This window comes from Epilithonimonas tenax DSM 16811, assembly GCF_000428485.1.
GTDB lineage: Bacteria > Bacteroidota > Bacteroidia > Flavobacteriales > Weeksellaceae > Epilithonimonas > Epilithonimonas tenax.
Genome location: NZ_AUAA01000013.1, coordinates 43,349 through 64,359, shown reverse-complemented (window position 1 = coordinate 64,359; position 21,011 = coordinate 43,349). Strand labels below are relative to the sequence as shown.

Sequence of the window (21,011 nt, the reverse complement as noted above, 5' to 3'; positions counted from 1 at the left end):
CAATTGGAAGCTAAAAGCTATTTGCCATAAGCCATTCGCAATTTAATCTACATCTTTATTAAGAAAACGATTCTCTCTCAACTGCATACTTCCGTTGTAATCAGACAAATAGGTGTTGATATTCTGGTCGGATGCATTGGCTCCGTCGATGTTAATATTTTTCCTTTTGAAAGCTGGAACTGTTTCGAACACATTCTCATTATCCAATTGCTGGTAGCGGGAATTGAATTCTTTCAGTTTGTTTCTTCTGTCCAAAGCTTTGGAACCGTCTGGTGTTTTGTTGAAGAAAGTAAAACCGCTTTCGGTTTCCTGAACGGGGTCAGAAGTTCTTTGTTCAAGGATTTCTTCTTTTACTTCTGAGGCGAAAGAATAATGGTTGGGCTGTACTTCCTGCATTTTTTCTTGGCTCAAATCGGTGACAATCTCTTCTTTAACTTCAGAAATGACTTGTTTTTGGATCACCGGAAATTCTTCTTCGGTTGAAGATTCATTAATCGTAAAAGTCACTTCTACCGGTTTTTCAACCTCTTCAATTTTGAAAGATGCTTTTGGCTTATCCTCAACTTCGAAGGTAAAAGATTGTGGTTCTAGATCAAAATCATCATTGATATCTTCCTCAAAATTAAAAAGATTGTACTCATTCTTTCCTACGTTCCCATAATCATCGGAGTAATCTACGATTTCTGCGTTTTCTATGATTTGGGTTTCTGTTGCCACTTCTTCTATCAGACTTTCTGTCACAGAATTGGTTGGGAAATTGGACGTTCTGAAATCATCCTCATCATCTAGACGAAAAAAGTTTTTCCCAGACTCTGGTTGGGATTTTGCCTCATCCTGAAGTCTGCTTTTGAAAGGGGATTCTCTGTTTCTTGAGAACGAATTCGGTCTGTCGTCTAAAGAATATTTGATGGTTTCAGTGGTGCCAATATTTTTCTTATCGTCATTAGAAAATCCGGTTGCGATGACCAGAACGCTTACTGCATCGCCCAATTCTTCGTCTGTTCCAACTCCAAAAATAATGTCTGCTGTATGGCCAGCTTCTTTTTGGATGTAATCCATAATCACGCCTATCTCGTCCATCGTCACCTCAGAAACACCGCTTCTGATCAACAATAGAACGTTTTTCGCTCCGGTAATTTTGTTGTCGTTCAGCAATGGGGAATCCAATGCTTTTTTAACCGCTTCTTCTGCTTTTTTCTCACCGGTTGCAACACCCGTTGACATCAACGCAGTTCCTGAATTTGCAAGGACAGATTTTGCATCACGGAAATCGATATTGACATCGAAATAACCTGTAATCACCTCTGCCATTCCTTTGGCTGCGTTTGTCAACACTTCATCGGCCTTAGAAAACCCTTGTTTAAAGCCAAGATTTCCGAACTGCTGTCTTAATTTATCATTATTAATGACAATTAAAGAATCGACATTATTTCTTAATTTTTCAAGTCCCAATTCTGCTTGGTCCAATCTTCTTTTTCCTTCAAAACTAAAAGGTACGGTTACGATTCCCACGGTAAGGATTCCCATTTCCTTCGCTACTTTTGCGATCACAGGCGCAGCACCAGTTCCCGTTCCACCGCCCATTCCGGCTGTGATGAAAACCATCTTGGTGTTTTGTCCCATTGCTGCTTTGATCTCGTCTATACTTTCAATCGCCGCTTTTTCTCCAACTTCTGGATCAGCTCCTGCGCCGAGACCTTCTGTCATAGAGATTCCTAACTGAACTTTGTTAGAAACCGGATTGTTATCCAAAGTCTGTGCATCTGTATTACAGATGACGAAATCTACGCCGTAGATCCCTTTCTCGTACATATGTTTCAAAGCATTGTTTCCGCCGCCACCAACACCAATTACTTTGATGATGGCAGAATTCCCTTTTGGTAGGTCAAAGGAAAAACCCTGTGTGTTTGATATATTGTCCATAATGGTATGTTTTTTATAGTTGACGATTGATAAATAATAGTTGATGAATCATTCATCGTTTATCAATTATCATTTATGTTTTTTACTCTTCTACTTCTTCAAAGAATTTTTTCACTTTGTCCAGGATCGATTGTCCGAAAGTGGGTCTGTTTCTCTTGACCTCTTCTTTATGCCTTGCCATCTCTTCCATTTGGTTGTGGCTGATCTGAGGCGTTTGAATCTCCTGCGCAGGCACCTGATTCTGAATGGCATTTTCGATCTGAGGTTTCAATTCTTCCATGATCTCTTCCTCTGTGACCACGATTTTCTTGTCTCTGATTTTCAAACTTTCCATTAATAAACCGATGGAAGTGGCAAATTCTGGACCTTTCAGATATTGGTTTTTATCGTTTGCCACATATTCATTAGCAAAACCAATTCTGCTATCAAAACCTGTGGTATAGTTGGCTAACTGGCGAAGATTTCTCAAATTGGAACCACCACCTGTCAAAACGATTCCTGCAATCAGTTTTTTCTTTTGTTCGAATGCGCCGTAAGCTTTCAATTCGGTATTCACCATTTCAAGAATTTCTTCAACTCTTGCATTGATGATCTGAGCCAAAACCTTCAACGAAATCTCTTTGTCCGGACGACCGTGCAATCCTGGAATCGTTACGTAAGTACTGTCTTTTTCCAGCTCTGGAACAGACGACCCGAATTTCACCTTTAACTGTTCTGCGTGTTTCTCTATGATAGAGCATCCTTCCTTGATATCATCGGTGATAATCCCGCCGCCGTACGGGATCACACAGGTATGACGGATGATGTTGTCTTTGAAGATCGCAATATCCGTCGTTCCACCACCGATATCGACGATGGCAACGCCCGCTTCTTTTTCTTCTTTTGTAAGAACCGCTTCAGATGACGCCAAGGGTTCCAGCGTTAAGGCTTCCATCTCCAGACCAGCTTCGCGTACGCATCTTGCAATGTTTCTGATAGAACCCATCTGTCCTACGACAACGTGGAAATTGGCCTCCAATCTTTTGCCGTGCATCCCGACTGGTTCTTGGATCTCGCCTTCGGAATCTACTTTATAATCCTGAGGTAAAACGTGGATGATCTCTTCACCAGGAAGCATCACCAACTTCTTCACCTGATCTTTTAGTTTTTCGATATCCTCCTCCGTAATGTACTGGTCCGGATGGTCTCTCATAATATAATCCGAGTGCTGAAGCGAACGGATATGTTTGCCTGCAATACCAACCGTTACCTTATGAATAGGAACACCAGCGCTGGACTGTGCTTCTGCAACAGCGGACTTGATGGAGTTGATGGTTTGGGAAATATTATTGACAATTCCTTTGTGGACGCCTAAACTTTTTGCTTTTCCAACGCCCAGAATTTCAATTTTCCCGTGAGCGTTTCGTCTTCCGACAATTGCGACAATTTTTGTTGTCCCAATGTCCAGACCTACTGAATACTCTTGATTTTCCATTATATGTTCGATTTGATTTTTTATTTTTAACGCAAAGTCCGCAAAGTTTTTTTTGATTTTCGCAATGCTTTTAAGTTCGCAAAGACGTAAAACTCATTACAGACTTTATACCTATTTATTCAACTACTACTTTTGCTTTTTTCTTTTTATCACTTGTTTTGGAAGTGGTTTCTTTTTTCTTGGTAGAAACTTTCTGTGCTTCTGTTTTCTTTGCTTTTGTAGTCCCTTTTTTGGGTTCTGCTTTCTTAAGCTCTTTTTTCGGTTCAGGTTTCTTTTCCTTGACCACCTTCTTTACCGGCGTTGAAGCCAAATTATGAGTCAGCGTTTCCTCCGCTTTTTTAGTCTCAATTTTTGGTGCATTTCTAAGAATGCTGTCATTTTCTTTGAAATAAGGATTCAGCGTGGTGACAATCTGATTATCATATTTCAATGAAATTTTCTTATACTTCTGCGTATTCTGGTCCACCAGATATTTCTCGACAAAGGTTTTGAAACCTCTTACTTTCAAATCAATATTATCAAGGTCACCAATTTCAACTTTGTAATTTCCATCGCTGGTTAAAAGATTATAATCCTCCTTTTCTTTTGTGATGCCGATGAAATACTTTTTGCTGAAATCATCTTTGTCAATCTTCTCTATTAAATCTCCTAACGCTTCATATTCCGAAGGTTTCACATCGCCCATCACCAACATACTTGGTAGTGAGAAGTTTTTTGAAATCGGAAACTCAACGCCTTTTTTATCGACGTAGAAGTCTTTTCCGTCCTTGTTCAACCTGAAAGCTGGAACTCTTTGTTTGATGTCAACATTCAGGTTTCCATTCAAATTCAAATAAACATTGGCGCTGTCCACGAAAGGAATCAGATTGATTTTCTTCTCCAATTCCGGGATATTGATGTCTCCAATTTTTCTTGTCGGATTGTATTGTTTCACCAATTCTTTGATGTCTTTCTCATCCACAAAATAAACCGGCGTTTTGCCCTGGTTCATATTGATAGACACATTCTCCATCTTGGCGTCATTGAAACGCTTCAATGAGAAACTGAGCAGAAATCCAAAAAGGACCACTGTCACGAGTATCTTCAATATTCTCCACTTGTTTTTCATACTATTTTTTTAACGCTAGGAGCGCTAAGTTCTTCTTTAATTATTTTATTTTCGCCAATCGGTTATTATCAAATTCCTTTACCGTTTTCAGCATATAATTGAAGTTGTCCTTCAATTCCAATTCATAATCCCATTCATCAGATTCCGTTTTTCCGTGCCCGTGAGATGTCAGATTGATGACCTTATTTTTATTAATCCAAAAAGTACAACTCCATCCGCCCATATCTTCCGCATCTGACTTATTTGTATAAACTATATTTTGCGTCGCATAAACTCTTTGTCCATCTTTTAATAAAAAATAATCTGTGAACGTGTCCGTATAATTATCTTTATCTTCGTTCCATTCTCGGGAAATCTTCACAATTTCGTTTCCCTTTTTTGAGTATTGATAAAGGATTGTTTTGTCCTTTCCTTTTACTTCAAATTTATATTCAATGACCTTTGGGTCTTTATCAATTGCTTCTGAATATTGATTAATATTTTCCACTACCCTCAACACTTCTTTCGACTGCGAAAAAGCAAAACCGAAGACCAAAATGCTGATTAATATGGAAAGCTTTAATCTCATCAGATACTCACCTTTTCAATATTTGGAAGCCATTCCACAATGCCGTCATAAAGCGTATCGATGTTTCCGGCTCCGACTGTCAAAAGAATGTCAAATTCCTTTTCTTTGATGAATTCAAAAGTCTCCTGCAATGTGCAGACTTTCTGGTTTTCAATCTCAATTTTCTCCGATAACCACGCAGAGGTAATGCCTTCAAAATTTTCCTGAAGTTCTCTTGCTGGATAAATATCCAAAAGCAAAAGGTCATCAGCCTTCTCCAGACTTCTTGCAAAATCTTCTGCAAAATCTCGCGTTCTGCTGAACAAATGCGGTTGGAAAACCACCAACAATTTCTTGGTCGGATAAAAGGTTTTGATGGAACCAATGACCGCGTTCAGCTCTGTTGGATGATGTGCGTAATCATCAATATAAATCTTTCCGTTATCGAAAATATGTTTCGTATATCTTCTCTTGATGCCTTTGAAACTGGCGATGGCTATCTTCAAAGTTTCAAAATCCACACCCAAATTGCTCAAAATCGCCAAAGCAACCGTTGCGTTTTCCACATTGTGAATTCCTGGAACATCCCAAACAAAATCATTGATTTCTTCCGTTGGTGTATGGAAATCAAAGTAGATTTTGTCGTGGTCCATTCTCAGGTTATCGGAGTAATAATCCGCTTCCTCGTTCACCGCATAAGTCAAATGTTCTCTTCCAATCGCAATACCTTTTCTCACAAACAACTGATTGTCATTGGGAACCAAAGCCGCAAACTGACGGAAACCATCTTCTATCTGAAGTCTGTCACCATAAATATCCAAATGATCCGCATCAATAGATGTTACCACCGCCCAATCTGGGGAAAGATTCAGGAAACTCCTGTCATATTCATCCGCTTCTACCACAGAAAACCGGTTTCCGTTGTAATCAAAATTTGATTTGAAATTCTCAGAAATTCCGCCCAAAAATGCAGAAGAAGGCAGATTCGCTTCTTTACACAAATGGGCAATCAAAGTTGAAGTCGTCGTTTTCCCGTGCGTTCCCGCAACGGCGATACAATCTGTATTTTCGGTAATCAAACCCAGAACTTTTGCCCTTTTCAAAATCTCAAAACTTTCGCTGGCGAAATAATCCAAAATCGCTAATTTTTTGATGGCAGGCGTGTAAATCACCAACGTCGATTCTTGGTCGAACGCCACGATTTTTTCATCAATCACATCTTCAAACGAAATATCAATCCCTTCAAAACCAAGCTGAACCGTCAGTTTTGTTGGCGTTTTATCATAGCCCAAAACATTCTTGCCGTTGGCGTGAAAAAACCTCGCTAAGGCGCTCATTCCAATTCCACCGATGCCGATGAAATAGAAGTTTTGGTATTTATTTAAGATGCTCATTTTTTCTTTCTTTTAATTATTTTTGGATAGGCATTTGAGGACAATTTCAACCCACCAATAATATCTTTATCTCTATAAAATCCGACACTAACATACTTGATACTATCTGATTTTTCCAGTTTTGTTTTGAAAATAAAATAGTCATAATAGTCTGTTGGTCTTACTAATGTTGTGGCATCAAAAAATTCGCTCACAAACACATTTCCATATTTATCATTAATTTTTTTACATTCTATTTCTATCTTCTCTGGCGAAAAATAAAACTTCTTCGTGTTTACATCCATCACAAATCCATTAATTTCAGAATAGTCTTTCTTATTACACTTATCAAAAAAAGAATCGGCAAAAGATTTAGCTTTATCAATTCTTTCTTTTGATGCATTCTTCTTTGGAAGTGGCACAAAATATTTTGGCGCACAACTCCAAAAAAACATTAAAGACATTAACCAGAATAGTTTTTTCATCATCAGTTTGTATTATTTCTTGATCACTTTAAAAATCTCATCTACAATTCCTTCCGCTGCTTTTGGCTTTGCAAAAAACTCAAGATTTGTTGACATTTCTTTTCTTAAATTTTCACTTTCACAGATTTCTGAAAGCGTGTTCCAAAATTTATCTTTCATTTCAGAATCTTTGACCATTCTTGCTGCATTTTTCTCAACCAAGGTCAAAGCATTTTTGGTCTGATGGTCTTCTGCGGCAAACGGAAACGGAACCAGCAACACCGGTTTCTTAGCAACTGCCAATTCTGAAATCGCAATCGCGCCCGCTCGGGAAACAATGACATCCGCGGCCGAATAAACCAAAGCCATATCGGAGATGAATTCCTTCAACATAATTGATGATTGATCATTGATAATTGATTCATTATCCTTCAAATCATTATAATCCAACTTTCCAGTTTGCCAGATTAACTGATAACCTTTTTCTTTTAATTGATCTAAATTATCTTTCCAGCCGTTGTTCAAAGTTCTGGAACCGAGTGAACCACCGACGGAGAGAATCGTTAATTTATTTTTATCTAAGCCTAATTTTTCCTTAGCCAAATCTTTATCAATCAAATCTGTGATGATATTCTGACGGATTGGATTCCCTAAGAAATAAGTTTTTGTTCCTGGGAAAAACTGCTCCATATCAGGATAAGCCGTAAAAACTGCTTTTGCCTTTTTCGCATTGAAGACGTTGGTCTTCCCCGGCAAAGAGTTCTGTTCCTGAATAAAAGTTGGGATTCCCATTTTCGCAGCGATGTACAATGCTGGTCCACTTGCAAAACCACCCGTTCCAACAGCAAAATCCGGTTTGAAATTTTTGATGATTCTTTTAGCTTTTATCAAACTGGAAATGATTTTGAAAGGAAGTCCAATATTCTTCAGAAGACTACCTCTGTCAAATCCGGCGATGTTCAATCCTTCGATTTTGAAGCCGGCTTGAGGTACTTTTTCCATTTCCATTTTTCCGTTGGCACCAATGAACAAAAACGCTGCGTCAGGACATCTTTTTTGGATCTCCTGAGCAATCGCAACTGCCGGAAAGATGTGTCCACCTGTTCCGCCGCCGCTCAATAATATTTTCAGTTTTTGGCTCATTTACGCGATATCATTTATTTCTTCTAAACTTTGTCTTTTTCCTAAACCTTCTTCGTCATATACCTGAATTCTGGAACTGACATTCAAAATAATTCCCAACTGAATGTAGGTCACCAACATCGATGTTCCTCCATAACTAATCAGTGGTAAAGGCTGACCAGTAACCGGAATCAGGTTGACTGCCACTGCAATATTGACCGTTAACTGAATAAATATCATCAATCCAATCGCCAACACGAGCAGCGATCCGAAGAACGCCGGCATTTTACTGGCAATCATGACGATACGTATGATCATTATCATATAAAGGCTAATCAAAACAAAAGCACCCATCCAGCCATATTCTTCAACAATAATGGCGAAAATAAAATCCGAAACCGACTGTGGTAAAGTCTGCTTCAAAGCACTTTTACCAGGGCCAATCCCGTTAAACCCACCGTGAACAATAGCCGCTTTGGCTTGCATCACCTGATAATTTTTGGCCTTGATGCTCTCGTCCTCCACATCTGCATTTTTCTTGGAACTGGTAAAGGTTTCGATACGGCTCATCCAAGTGTGAACACGGTTCCCACCAATCATATTGGTGTTGAGCGCGACCAACAAAAACATCACCACAAAAACTACTGACAAGGAGATAAATCCGGCTACATACTGCCAAGCCAACTGGCCAACAATCAAGATGGCGATGGAAACCATCAGAATCATCAAAGCTGTAGATCCGTTATCCTTTGCTACCAATCCGAAGACAATCAAAATAGGTCCGAAGATGTACAGGATGTTCTCAATAGGTAATCTTTCTCTTTTGATCTTCTTGGTCAAATATCTGCAGAGATAAATCATCAGCATCAAATAAGCGAATGACGAAGGCTGAAAAGAGATCGGTGTTCCAGGGATCTTGAGCCAACGTGATGCACTGGCGCCTTCTATCTTTTGTCCCGTGAACATCGTGATCAGCAATAGACCTATCGTGATCAAAAGCAAAATAGAACTCAGTTTTCCGATGTATTCGTACTTCACTGTGCCTACAAATCGCATAATTCCCAAACCAATAAATACGAAAATAATATGCTTTAAAACGTGGCCTGTTGTAGTCCCGTTGTTCACAATATATTCCAGATTCGAACTTGCGGAATAAACCGGAAATACCGAAAGCAGGGAGATCAAAATGATCACCGACCAAAGGACTTTGTCACCTTTCAGCAGTTCGAATTTGTTATCTGTAGTTTGTTCCATTTTATTTCAATTAGCTAATTGCCATTGGCTGTTCGCTTTTTAATACTTCATTTTTGAATTGATTTCCACGGTCTTCATAACCATTGAAGAGATCAAAACTTGCGCAACAAGGCGACAACAAAACGACATCTCCTTTTTCTGCAACCGATTTGGAAATTTCTACTGCCTGTTGCATACTGGAAGTGTCATAAATCTGGGTTTTTTTTCCTTTGAAAAAATCAATAATTTTCTGGTTATCAATACCCAGGCAAACAATTGCTTTTACTTTTTTCTTGACAAGATCCTCGATCTCGGTGTAATCATTTCCTTTGTCTTTTCCGCCAACAATCCAAACGACAGGTTGTTTCATACTTTCCAAAGCGAAATAAGTGGCGTTCACGTTGGTTGCTTTGCTGTCATTAATAAATTTTACCCCATTGATTTCAGCAACTGATTCCAATCTGTGTTCTACAGCCTGGAAGGTCATCAATGAATTCCTAATGCTTTGATTGCTGATTTCCAATAATTTACCTGCGATACTTGCGGCTAAGCTGTTGGCTACATTATGTTTTCCAAGCAAAGACAGTTCATCCATATTCATGGTGAAGCCACCATTGATGTTTACGACAAAATTCTCATCGATGGAATAAGCCCCTATTTCCACTTTTTCTGATAAAGAGAAAGGTACTTTGGTGACTTTCAGGTCCAATTTTCCTAGTAGCGACTTGCTCATCTCATCGTCTTTATTATAGATGAAAAAGTTGTTTGCTTCCTGATTCTCAGCAATTCTGAATTTCGCCAAAGCATATTCTTTATAATTATAATTGTACTGATCCAGATGATCTTTAGACAAATTCAGCAACAAAGAAATATGTGGTCTGAAATTCTGAATATCATCCAATTGGAAACTGCTGACTTCCAAAACATAGTAGTCAAATTTCTCTTCAGCCACCTGCTTAGCAAAGCTCTTTCCGATGTTCCCTCCCAATCCGACATTGAAACCGTCTTCTTTAAGAATATAATAAATCAAAGACGTGGTAGTGGTTTTACCGTTGCTACCAGTGATGGCAATGATTTTTGCATCTGTAAACTCAGAAGCAAATTCGATCTCAGAAGACAATCTGATTCCTTTTTCCTGAATCTTCAAAATCATTTCGGCTTTTTTCGGAATTCCGGGGCTTTTGATGATCCAGTCGGCATTCAGGATTTTTTCTTCAGAATGTCGTCCGTCCTCATAATCGATTCCAAGTTCGTCCAGCTCTTTTTTGTAATTCTCACGGATCGTTCCCATATCAGAAAGGAACACGTCAAAACCTTTGGCCTTTGCCAAATATGCTGCGCCTACACCGCTTTCTCCGCCACCAAGTATTACTACTCTCATTTGTAATTGATTAAGAGATTTAAAGATTAAAAGATTTTGTAATTTCTTAATTCCTTAATTTCTCAATTGTTTAATTTATAGTTATCTAGTTTTTAAAGTGATTAAGCAAATAATGGCCAGCATAACACCTAAAATGATCATTCGGTTTACGATTTTACTTTCGTGGAAACCTTCTTTCTGATAATGGTGATGTAGCGGTGACATCTTGAATAATCTATTGTTCTGGGCGTATTCCAACCCATATTTTTTCTTTCTGTATTTGAAGACCCAAACCTGTAGAATGACAGATAAAAGTTCTATCAGAAAAACGCCGCACAAAACGGGGATCAATAATTCTTTTCTCAGGATAATTGCCAAAACCGCAATCACACCTCCCAACATCAGACTTCCTGTATCGCCCATAAAAACCTGCGCCGGATAAGTGTTGTACCAGAAAAACCCAATCACAGCACCCACCAAAGCGAGGGCAAAAATAGTCGTCTCGCCCATATGGGGTAGGAACATAATGTTGAGATAATCAGCGAAAATAATATTCCCAGAGACGTAGGCAAAAAATGCCAAAGTCAATAATATCACAACACTGGTTCCGGCTGCCAGACCATCGATGCCGTCAGCGATATTGGCGCCGTTTGAAACTGCTGTCACAATGAAAATGACTATCGGAATGAAAACAACCCAAGCCCACTCGTGCGCTTTTGCATCGTCCATCCAAAAAAGAATTCCGCTGTAATCGAACTCGTTATTTTTGGTGAAAGGCACTGTAGAAACTGGTATTTTTTCTTCATTCATAAAGTTCTGCTCCACATTGTTTCTGTTCACAACGGTTGAGTCTGCATACTTTCGCTTCACCTCAATATCCGGGTGAAAATACATTGTAACGCCGACAATTAAGCCTAAACCAACTTGCCCAATGACTTTGAATTTTCCACTAAGTCCGTCTTTATTTTTTTTAACTTTCTTCAAATAATCATCAAGAAAACCAATCGCGCCCATCCATAAAACCGAAATAATCAAAAGAACGATGTAAACGTTGGTGATCCTTGTAAACAGCAAAACCGGAATGATGGTCGCCAGAATGATAATCAAACCTCCCATTGTTGGCGTTCCTTCTTTCTGCTTTTGTCCTTCCAGACCAAGGTCTCTCACCAATTCTCCCATTTGTTTTTTTCTGAGGTAATTGATGATCTTTTTCCCGTAAGCCATCGCAATGATCAGCGAAAACAAAACTGCCATCGCCGCGCGGAACGAAATGTACTTGAACAAGTTCATCCCTGGAACGTGGATCCCGTGAGCGGTTAAATATTCGTATAGATAATATAGCATATTTTTCTATTTTCCCATTAATTGTAATAGTTCTCTAATCGTCTCTTTGTCATCAAAATGATGTTTCACCCCACCTATTTCTTGATACGTTTCGTGCCCTTTTCCAGCAACCACGACGATATCTTTTGGCTCAGCAAACTTGATGGCCATTTTTATCGCTTCTCTTCTGTCGGGAATTGAAGTGTATTTGCTGAAATTCTGAGGCTGGATTCCCGCTTCTATTTCTTTAATAATCTGAGCCGGATCTTCCGTTCTTGGATTGTCCGAAGTGATGATTGCCAAAGTCGATTTCTTAGTCGCAATGTCACCCATTTCCGGACGTTTGGTTTTGTCTCTGTCGCCGCCACAACCGAAAACACAGATCAGTCTTTCGTTTTTGGTTCTGATTTCATTGATGCTGTCCAGCACATTTTCCAAAGCATCTGGCGTGTGAGAATAATCAACAACGAAGAAAATTCCACCACTTGATTTTATCGTTTCGAAACGTCCATTCACGCGTTGAAGAACAGAAATCGCCTGCAAAACCTCATCTTCCTTCATTCCTAATTCCAGAGCGATTCCGTACGCTAAAAGTAGATTCGAAGCGTTGAATTTCCCTGTCAAAGTTGTCCAGAATTCTTTATTATTAAAATTCAACAACATGCCGTTGAAGTCCACTTCCAGCACTTTCCCGTGGAAATCTGCCATTGTTTTCAAAGCAAAAGTTTTCTTTTTAGCTTTGGTATTTTGGAGCATTACCGAGCCGTTTTTGTCATCAGCATTGGTGATGGCAATCGCAGAATCTTCCAGCTCATCGAAGAATCTTTTCTTTGCGTAGATATAATTCTGGAAAGTCTTGTGATAATCCAAATGGTCGTGCGTGATATTCGTAAAACCAGCCACTTTGAAGTGCAATCCTTCAATTCTATCCTGATAAATCCCGTGAGAACTGACTTCCATAAAAGCGTATTCACAACCGATTTGTACCGCTTTTGCCAACATTTGATTAAGACGAATGACATCCGGCGTTGTATGCGTTGAAGGGATAATTTCGTCTCCAATTCTGTATTCAACAGTCGAAATCAAAGCCGATTGATAGCCCAACGTTTTGAAAATATCAAACAGCAAAGTCGTTACCGTTGTTTTTCCGTTGGTTCCTGTAACGCCGATCAGTTTCAATTTCTTTGAAGGATTTCCGTAAAAATTAGAAGCCAAATGCCCTAATGCTTTTGAAGAATTCTCCACTTTAATATAAGTCACCTCATCATTAATGTCTGATGGCCAATCTTCACAAACAATCACTTTCGCACCTTTTTCGATGGAGGAAGTGATGTAAGAATGTCCGTCTGAAACAGTTCCTTTCAACGCCACATACAAAGAATCTTCAACAACTTTTCTGCTGTCAAAAACCAATTCGGACACTTCGACTTCAAGAGTTCCGACTGTTTCCAAAACTTGGATTCTTTGTAATAATTCTTTTAAAATCATATCTCAATAAGCTTTCGCTCTCATTATTTAATTCTGAAGTTCCAGATATATTCTCTGATTCTTGCCAATGTAAGCACCTTGCGCAGGAAACTGCCCTTTGATTTTACCCACACCTTTGTAATCTACTCTGTAACCCATATTTTCCAATTGCGGAATAATATTTTTACCAATCATCCCTACCACATTTGGCATCGAGTCTTTCCTGACATTCAGCTTCACATTCGGTTCCACCATTTTGTTGAGGTTGACTTTGTGCTCCACCAGCATTTCTTTTTCGACATTCAACGGTGTTTTCAGGAACGTTTTTCCCGCAATCTCTTTGAAAACCGGTGCTGAAACCGAACCTCCATAAAATCCCTTTGACGTGTCTGGCTGATTTACCACAACGAAGCACGTGTATTTCGGATTATCTGCAGGATAGAATCCTGCGAAAGAAGCCTGATAGCGCATTGGTCCTGGCAGCCAGTATAAAATTCTTGCTGTTCCTGTTTTTCCTGCTATTTTCAGATTCGGTGTATAGATACTTTTTGCTGTTCCTTTCTCAACCGCTTTGGTCAAGGCGCTGGTCATCATTTGTATCGCTTTGTCAGACGCCATTTTTTTCACCATTACGTCCGGTTTTGCCTCATACAAGACGTTCCCGTCTTTCATTATTTTATCAATGAAAAGAGGTTTTACCATTTTACCTTTGTTGGCAATGCCGTTATAAAAAGTCACCAGCTGCAACAATGGAAAACTAGAAGAATAGCCATAAGACAGCGATGCCAAGGTAGCTTTGTTCCATCTTTTACTTTGTGGTGTCTGGATGGATGGTTTTGCAATGCCTGGTAATTCTATCTGCATCTTATCAAACATTTTCCACCTTTTCAAATGATCGATAAAAACTTCCGGTTTGTCGGCGTAATGTGTTGTTACTAATTTAGCCGCACCTACGTTACTTGATTTTGCCAAAACATCACTTACATCATAAGTTCCGCCGCCGTGACCATCTGTGATCCTTTGTCCTGCGTAATTCCAGACGCCGTTGCCAATGTTGACTTTTGTATTTTCATCAATAAAGCCATCATCCATTGCCGCTAAAAGCGAAACCGTTTTGAAGGTTGATCCTGGTTCCTGGGCATCTTTTACGGTGTAGTTGTAAGCATCTGCATAAATTCCTGGTTCTGTTCTTCTGAGGTTGACCATCGCTTTTACCTTTCCGGTAGCAACTTCCATCACTACGACACTTCCGTGGTCTGCATCAAATTTGATCAGCTGATTTTCCAAAGCGGTGTGTGCGATATCCTGAATTCTAAGATCCAAAGTCGTGTAAACATCCTGACCATCAACAGGTTCTTGAACTTTCCAGTAATCAATGGGTTTCCATTGAGATGAATTGATTCTTTGCTCCAATCTTTTCCCATCAATTCCTGTTAAGAATTTGCTGAAAGCGCCTTCCAGTCCGGATTTTGACTCGCCGTTATCTGCGCCGATGGTTCCCGCACCAATCTGTACTGTTGCAAGTTCTCTGTGGAAATTTCTTTCTACGATGAAACCGCCCTTATTCTTACCTTTAATAAAAATCGGAAAGTTTCTGATCCTGTCATATTCATCAAAGTCGAGCCCTTTTGCCAAAAGGTAATATTGATTATTTTTTTTATTCTGAGCGTCCAACTTTGCGCGGAAATAGCTTCTCGGCTTGTCAAACATTTTACTGAGAGAATCCGTTAATGCTGTGACATTATTAGAATAAATGGTGTCTCTCATTGATTTGAAATCCAGATAAACGTCATAACGCATCACCGTCGTCGCCAAGATAGAGCCGTCTGACGCATACAGATTTCCGCGGGCAGCTTTCAAAGTCGCTTCACGGTAGTTCTTACTGATATAATTGTCCTCAAACTCCTGAACATTGGTGTTTTGAAGAATTAAAATTCTCGTTAAAAAGATCACAAACAAAACAAAGGCACCCAACACAAAAAGGTAGCCCCACTTGAGTGCGTTGGACCGTTTCTTTTCGTAATCGTTATTCTGACTTCTCATTTGTACTGTCTAGTTTTATCAATAATTTGAGTGGATGACTGTCCAAACTGACCAGAGAATCCTGAACCATTTCTTTCCCCAACTCGGACTCCATTCTTATTTTTATCAGTCTGCTTTGTGCGTAAGCATTTCTGGATTTGTACTCTTCTGTTTCTTCTTTCAGCTTGTTGACCGTTTCTATCTTGGTATTTACGTGGTGATTGGTATAAATCATTACCAACAGCAATCCGAAGATGAAGAGGAAATATTTGTAATGTGCTCTTACCTCATCACGGTTAAGAAAATTCCCCTTTATGATGTCCATAAAAGTGAGTCTCTTCTGCTTGTTTTGAGTTAATTTTGCCACAATATTATAATTGATAAATGATGATTGACAAATGATAATGGGATGACTTTTAATCGCTCATCAATTATCATTTATCATTTATATCTTCGTTCCTATTCTCATTTTTGCGCTTCTGGCGCGTGAGTTTTCTTCTATTTCTTTGTCATCCGGGATGATCGCTTTCGTCTTTAATAATTCAAAGGTTTTTTTGTAATTCCCGTAAATATCTCTCGGCGGTTCACCTTCAAACATTCCGTTTTTCAAAAATCTTTTTACCAATCTGTCTTCCAGAGAATGGTAAGAAATCACTACCAATCTGCCTTCGGGTTTCAAAACTTTGTAAGACTGCACTAATAATTCTTTCAAAACCTCCAATTCCTGATTCACCTCAATTCTGATTGCCTGAAAAATCTGCGCAAAGAATTTATTCTGTTTGAAAGCCGGGATATAACTGAAAAGCGCTTTCAGCTCATCTGTTGTATTGATCTTTTTGATCTTTCTGTGATGAACAATCTCTCTAGCCAACTTTCTGGACTCTCTCAGCTCTCCGTAATTGTACAATACATTGGCGAGATCTTCCTCCTCATATTCATTGATGACTTTCTTGGCATCAAGACCTTGCATCACATTCATTCTCATATCAAGCGGTGCATTGCTTCTGATAGAAAAACCACGTTCTGCCTCATCAAACTGATGAGAAGAAACGCCTAAATCTGCCAAAACCCCATCTACTCCAGTCACGCCGTAAGCAAGCAATGAATTCTCTAAAAACCTAAAATTCTGGTTGATCAAAGTAAATCTTGGATCGTCAATCGTATTCTTCAAGGCATCAAGATCCTGATCGAAAGCATACAACTTTCCTTTCTCAGAAAGTCTGCTCAGGATTTCTTTGGAATGTCCTCCACCCCCGAAAGTGCAGTCCACATAGATTCCGTCCGGATCGGTTACCAGACCATCTACACTTTGTTTCAGCAAGACAGGATTATGATACATATTTTTTTTTAAATTGATAAATAATGAGTGATAAATGATATTTTGACGGCTCTTATTTTGGTTCTTTATTCTTGGTTTTTAGAACCCTCAGATTCCAAATTCCCCATGACGTCTTCTGCAAGGTTTGCAAAATCAATTTCACTTACCGCAATGACCTGTTCATAAGATTCTTTGTCCCAAATCTCAAACAATTCGCCAGCACTTGTGATAACGATTTCTTTGTTGAGATTAGCAAATTGCGTTAGATCTTTGCTGATCTGCAAACGGCCGACACTATCCATCTCCACGGTTTTCACTCCCGCAGTAAACATCCTGATGAAATCCGCATTTTTCTTCACAAAACGGTTGAGTGCATTGATTTTTGCCATCAATCTGTCCCACGGTGCCATTGGATAAACCTCCAGACACTTTTGGAACACCGAACGCTTGATGATAAATGGCTGATCTGCAAAATGTTCCATCTGCTTCGTAAGCGAAGCAGGCAGTTTGATGCGCCCTTTGTCATCTATTCTGCACTCGTATGTTCCAATGAAGTTTTTCATTTGGAGCAAATTTATATAAATTTCTACCACATTTTACCACTTTCTCCCACAATTGTACTTAATGTTTATAACTTTTTGGTTTCAAAGCATTCTTGGCTAATGATTTGATTTGAAATCAATTAAATAGAATTATTAAAAAATCCTTTACCATAAGGGCTTTTCTTTGAGAGGTTTAAAAAAATACGTTTCAAAACCTTGATTATTTAAAATCATTCTAAAGCAAAATTCAATTTCTTATATTTGTTATAGGAAATCATGGTACTTTAAAAACGAAAATACCGTTGGATATAAAGTCATCGCGTATGACTATTAAAAACATTAATTTCTACCTATGACTTATTTGAAAGCTCTTAACTGGCGGTATTCTGTAAAAAAATTTGATGGGAAAAAAATCCCTTCAGAAAAACTCCACCCTATACTGGAAGCTGGACGGCTATCTGTAAGCGCTTTGGGACTACAGCCTTATCATCTTTTGGTGGTCGAAAATCCGGAAACGATTCAGAAACTAGTCCCAGGATTCTATAATTCTTCGCAAATATCCACTTGTTCGCATCTGATTGCGTTGGTTTCTAAGACTCATATAAATAAGGAATATGTTGATAATTATTTCAGTCATATCATTAATGAACGCGGCGTCACTCTGGAACAGCTTTCTTCTTTTCGGAATAATATCAATTCGCTTCTGGAAACTCAAACCCAGAAAGAGCTGGAAAGTTGGTCAGAAAAACAGAGCTACATTGTTCTTGGTTCCTTAATAATGGCTGCCGCCCAGGAAAATATTGACACTTGCCCAATGGAAGGCTTTAGACCAGAAATCATTGAAGACGTTTTGCAAATAGATAAAGCCAGTGAAAAAATTGCCGTAGTTTTGGCCTTGGGCTACAGAGCGGAAGATGATCGTTTTCAGAATTTCAAAAAAGTGAGAAAACCTGCGGATAAGTTCATCAAATTCTTTTAACTTTATTCTTTTGAATTTCCTCAATTACACCGAGGATTATTAATTCTTATTTATGATAAAAACAGACGTTCTCGTCATCGGTTCCGGAATCTCAGGGCTTTCCTATGCCATCAAAATCTCTGAACAGTTGCCAGAAACAAAGATCATTATCGTCACCAAAGGAAACGAGGACGAAAGCAATACCAAATATGCGCAAGGCGGATTGGCCGTTGTCACGGATTTTTCCAAAGATAATTTTCAAAAACATATAGACGACACTTTGAGGGCCGGCGATTACATCAATGACCCAGAAATCGTGAGAACGGTTGTGGAAGAAGCGCCACTTAGATTCAATGAAATTGTGGAATGGGGTGCAAAATTCGATCAGGAAAAAGGCCAGTATTCACTTGGCAGAGAAGGTGGACACACAGAAAACCGAATCGTGCATCACAAAGACATCACTGGTTTCGAAATTGAAAGAGCACTACTGGAAACCGTCAACAACTCCCCGAATATCGAAATGTTGGCGCATCATTACGTCATCGATTTGATTACGCAACACCACGTGCCAGAGAAAAAATTCGATAAAGAAAACCTGGACTGTTACGGCGCTTACGTTCTTGACGAAAAAAATAAAAAAATAAAAAAAATCACTGCAAAAATCACTTTGGTTGCAACCGGAGGCGCGGGCCACGTTTATAAAAACACGACCAATCCAATCATTGCAACCGGCGACGGAATTGCCTTTGTTCACAGAGCACACGGCAAGGTTTCCAATATGCAGTATTATCAATTTCATCCAACAGCGATGTACTCCAAACGTGACGGAATGTTGTTTTTGATTTCCGAAGCCGTTCGTGGCGACGGTGCAAAATTGAGAACGAAATCCGGAAAACCTTTTATGCAAAAATATGATGAACGAGAGGAATTGGCTTCCCGCGACATCGTTGCAAGAGGAATTGACAATGAATTGAAAATATCTGGAGACGATTACGTTGGTTTGGATTGCCGAGCGATGGATAAAGAAAAATTCATTCACCATTTTCCAAATATCTACCAAAAATGTTTGGATGAAGGCATTGATCCAATGAAAGAATTGATTCCCGTGGTTCCGGCTTGTCATTACCTAATGGGCGGAATTGATACTGATAAAGAAGGACAATCATCTATCAAAAATCTTTTTGCGGTGGGAGAATGCACCAATTCCGGACTTCATGGCGCGAATCGTTTGGCATCCAATTCCTTATTAGAAGGTTTGGTTTTCGGTCACAACGCGGCGATGAAAACGGTGGAACTTTTGAAAGAAAATGATTTCAATTTTGATGATTTGAAAGCAGTTCCGGAATGGAATGAAGAGGGAATGAAAATGATGGACGAAATGGTTCTCGTAACATACCTCAGAAAGCAACTTCAGGAGATGATGAGCGATTTGGTTGCCATCGTAAGAAGCAATGCAAGATTAGAATTGGCCAAGAAAAAACAGCGCGAAATCTACGAAGCTGTGACAGAACTTTACAATTACTCCATCCTTTCGCCACAACTTTCGGAATTAAGGAATCTTGTGAATGTGTCTTATTTGATTATCAAGCAATCTTTGGAAATGAAAGAGAATAAAGGTGCGTTTTATAATAAGGACTTGGCTACGAAACCGCTTTTGATTAATGAGTAATTGAAATATGCTTAGAGAGAACAATGAACAATACTTCCGTTGGATTTCAGATTTGAAACAGAAAATCCAGCAGAGTCAAATCAAAGCGGCCATTCAGGTGAATTCTGCTTTGATAGAGATGTATTGGGATTTGGGAAAGGAAATCTCTGAAAGGAGTTTTGAGAATACTTACGGTTCGGGATTCCTGAAACAATTAAGTAATGACCTGCTGACTGAATTCCCTGAGATAAAAGGCTTTTCATTATCCAATATAAAATATATAAAATCATTCTATTTATTTTATAATCAAAACATTACAAAAAGCCAACAACTTGTTGGCGAATTCAAAATTGATGATAACTCAAATCTCCACCAAGTTGGTGGAGGATTAGAAAAAATCGAAAATAACACAAATCGACACCAAGTTGGTAACGAATTCCCTCAGAAACTTTTTTTAATTCCTCGGGGTCATCATATTCAGATTTTCACAAAATGTAAAAATGTCTCAGAAGCGTTATTTTACATTAATAAAACCATAGAAAACGGTTGGAGCAGAGCGGTTCTTTTGAATATGATTTCTAGAAACCTCTACCAATCCCAAGGAAAAGCAATTACCAATTTTTCTAAAACCCTTCCTGACTACGATAGCGAACTCGTAAAACAAACTTTGAAAGACCCTTATATTTTTGATTTTCTTAATATAAGTGAAAACTTCAAAGAGCGGGAACTGGAAAATGCTTTGATTGATCATATTCAGAAATTCTTAATTGAGCTGGGAAATGGTTTTGTATTCGTTGGAAAACAGGTAGAAATGAAAGTCGGGAACCAAAGTTTTTTCTTAGATTTACTTTTCTATCATATTAAATTAAAAAGATACGTTGTCATCGAACTGAAATCGGGAGAGTTCGAACCAGAACACGCAGGAAAACTCAATTTTTACGTAACCTCTGTTGATAAGCAATTGCGTGACGAAAATGACAATGCTACAGTTGGATTGATTATTTGTAAAACGAAAGATGACATCATTGCAGAATATTCTTTGACAGATTTGCACAAACCTTTGGGAATCTCTTCCTATTAATTAAGAAAAATTTTACCCGATAACTATAAATTTTCCCTGCCAAGCATC

Annotated in this window: 18 protein-coding genes; 3 read left to right on the top strand and 15 right to left on the bottom strand. The window is 38.8% G+C overall.

Features of this window, described 5'->3' with window-relative positions; all coding sequences use genetic code 11:
- Positions 1-42 precede the first annotated feature (42 nt).
- The 15 genes from ftsZ to mraZ all read right to left on the bottom strand — a co-directional run bounded on the left by ftsZ (position 43) and on the right by mraZ (position 17,297).
- On the bottom strand, positions 43-1,923 hold the full coding sequence (ftsZ, locus tag F564_RS0108515; RefSeq protein WP_028122269.1) for a cell division protein FtsZ: 1,881 nt from the start codon (positions 1,921-1,923) through the stop codon (positions 43-45).
- A gap of 82 nt (positions 1,924-2,005) precedes the next feature.
- Positions 2,006-3,397: a cell division protein FtsA gene (gene ftsA / locus F564_RS0108510; protein ID WP_028122268.1), complete on the bottom strand. Its 1,392-nt coding sequence runs from the start codon at positions 3,395-3,397 to the stop codon at positions 2,006-2,008.
- 115 nt (positions 3,398-3,512) lie between these two features.
- On the bottom strand, positions 3,513-4,505 hold the full coding sequence (locus F564_RS0108505) for a cell division protein FtsQ/DivIB (RefSeq protein WP_028122267.1): 993 nt from the start codon (positions 4,503-4,505) through the stop codon (positions 3,513-3,515).
- Between the two features lie 40 nt (positions 4,506-4,545).
- Entirely contained in the window at positions 4,546-5,073 is a 528-nt protein-coding gene (locus tag F564_RS0108500; protein ID WP_028122266.1) for a hypothetical protein, read from the bottom strand.
- Positions 5,073-6,446, bottom strand: a complete 1,374-nt coding sequence (gene murC / locus F564_RS0108495; RefSeq protein WP_028122265.1) for a UDP-N-acetylmuramate--L-alanine ligase — start codon at positions 6,444-6,446, stop codon at positions 5,073-5,075. The genes F564_RS0108500 and murC overlap by 1 nt, the downstream gene beginning before the upstream one ends.
- Positions 6,443-6,913: a hypothetical protein gene (locus F564_RS0108490; RefSeq protein ID WP_154656831.1), complete on the bottom strand. Its 471-nt coding sequence runs from the start codon at positions 6,911-6,913 to the stop codon at positions 6,443-6,445. Before F564_RS0108490 ends, murC begins: the two co-directional genes overlap by 4 nt.
- Before the next feature lie 9 nt (positions 6,914-6,922).
- On the bottom strand, positions 6,923-8,032 hold the full coding sequence (gene murG, locus F564_RS0108485; RefSeq protein WP_028122263.1) for an undecaprenyldiphospho-muramoylpentapeptide beta-N-acetylglucosaminyltransferase: 1,110 nt from the start codon (positions 8,030-8,032) through the stop codon (positions 6,923-6,925).
- Positions 8,033-9,265 carry an FtsW/RodA/SpoVE family cell cycle protein gene (locus F564_RS0108480; RefSeq protein ID WP_028122262.1) on the bottom strand — a complete coding sequence of 411 codons (1,233 nt, stop codon included), beginning with the start codon at positions 9,263-9,265 and terminating at the stop codon, positions 8,033-8,035.
- Between the two features lie 10 nt (positions 9,266-9,275).
- Positions 9,276-10,625: a UDP-N-acetylmuramoyl-L-alanine--D-glutamate ligase gene (murD, locus tag F564_RS0108475; RefSeq protein ID WP_028122261.1), complete on the bottom strand. Its 1,350-nt coding sequence runs from the start codon at positions 10,623-10,625 to the stop codon at positions 9,276-9,278.
- Positions 10,626-10,706: 81 nt separating this feature from the next.
- Positions 10,707-11,948, bottom strand: coding sequence for a phospho-N-acetylmuramoyl-pentapeptide-transferase (gene mraY, locus F564_RS0108470; protein WP_028122260.1), 1,242 nt, complete (start codon positions 11,946-11,948; stop codon positions 10,707-10,709).
- Positions 11,949-11,954: 6 nt separating this feature from the next.
- On the bottom strand, positions 11,955-13,415 hold the full coding sequence (locus tag F564_RS0108465) for a UDP-N-acetylmuramoyl-L-alanyl-D-glutamate--2,6-diaminopimelate ligase (protein WP_028122259.1): 1,461 nt from the start codon (positions 13,413-13,415) through the stop codon (positions 11,955-11,957).
- Positions 13,416-13,442: 27 nt separating this feature from the next.
- A complete protein-coding gene (locus F564_RS0108460) occupies positions 13,443-15,437 on the bottom strand; it encodes a penicillin-binding transpeptidase domain-containing protein (protein WP_028122258.1) in 1,995 nt (664 codons plus the stop codon).
- Entirely contained in the window at positions 15,421-15,783 is a 363-nt protein-coding gene (locus F564_RS0108455) for an FtsL-like putative cell division protein (protein ID WP_028122257.1), read from the bottom strand. Before F564_RS0108455 ends, F564_RS0108460 begins: the two co-directional genes overlap by 17 nt.
- 78 nt (positions 15,784-15,861) lie before the next feature.
- Complete coding sequence (gene rsmH / locus F564_RS0108450; protein ID WP_028122256.1) at positions 15,862-16,755, bottom strand: 16S rRNA (cytosine(1402)-N(4))-methyltransferase RsmH; 894 nt, start codon at positions 16,753-16,755, stop codon at positions 15,862-15,864.
- A 65-nt stretch (positions 16,756-16,820) separates the two neighbouring features.
- A complete protein-coding gene (gene mraZ / locus F564_RS0108445; RefSeq protein ID WP_028122255.1) occupies positions 16,821-17,297 on the bottom strand; it encodes a division/cell wall cluster transcriptional repressor MraZ in 477 nt (158 codons plus the stop codon).
- A 331-nt stretch (positions 17,298-17,628) separates the two neighbouring features.
- Between mraZ and F564_RS0108440 the strand changes: the two genes are divergently transcribed.
- From F564_RS0108440 to F564_RS18955, 3 genes are read left to right on the top strand one after another with little or no spacing between them, the layout of a single operon-like run.
- Complete coding sequence (locus F564_RS0108440) at positions 17,629-18,255, top strand: NAD(P)H-dependent oxidoreductase (protein ID WP_028122254.1); 627 nt, start codon at positions 17,629-17,631, stop codon at positions 18,253-18,255.
- Positions 18,256-18,307: 52 nt separating this feature from the next.
- Positions 18,308-19,903, top strand: a complete 1,596-nt coding sequence (gene nadB, locus F564_RS0108435) for an L-aspartate oxidase (RefSeq protein WP_028122253.1) — start codon at positions 18,308-18,310, stop codon at positions 19,901-19,903.
- Between the two features lie 7 nt (positions 19,904-19,910).
- The gene (locus tag F564_RS18955; RefSeq protein ID WP_228373883.1) at positions 19,911-20,963 is read left to right on the top strand and encodes a PDDEXK nuclease domain-containing protein; all 1,053 of its coding nucleotides are present in this window, start codon (positions 19,911-19,913) and stop codon (positions 20,961-20,963) included.
- Positions 20,964-21,011: the final 48 nt, after the last annotated feature.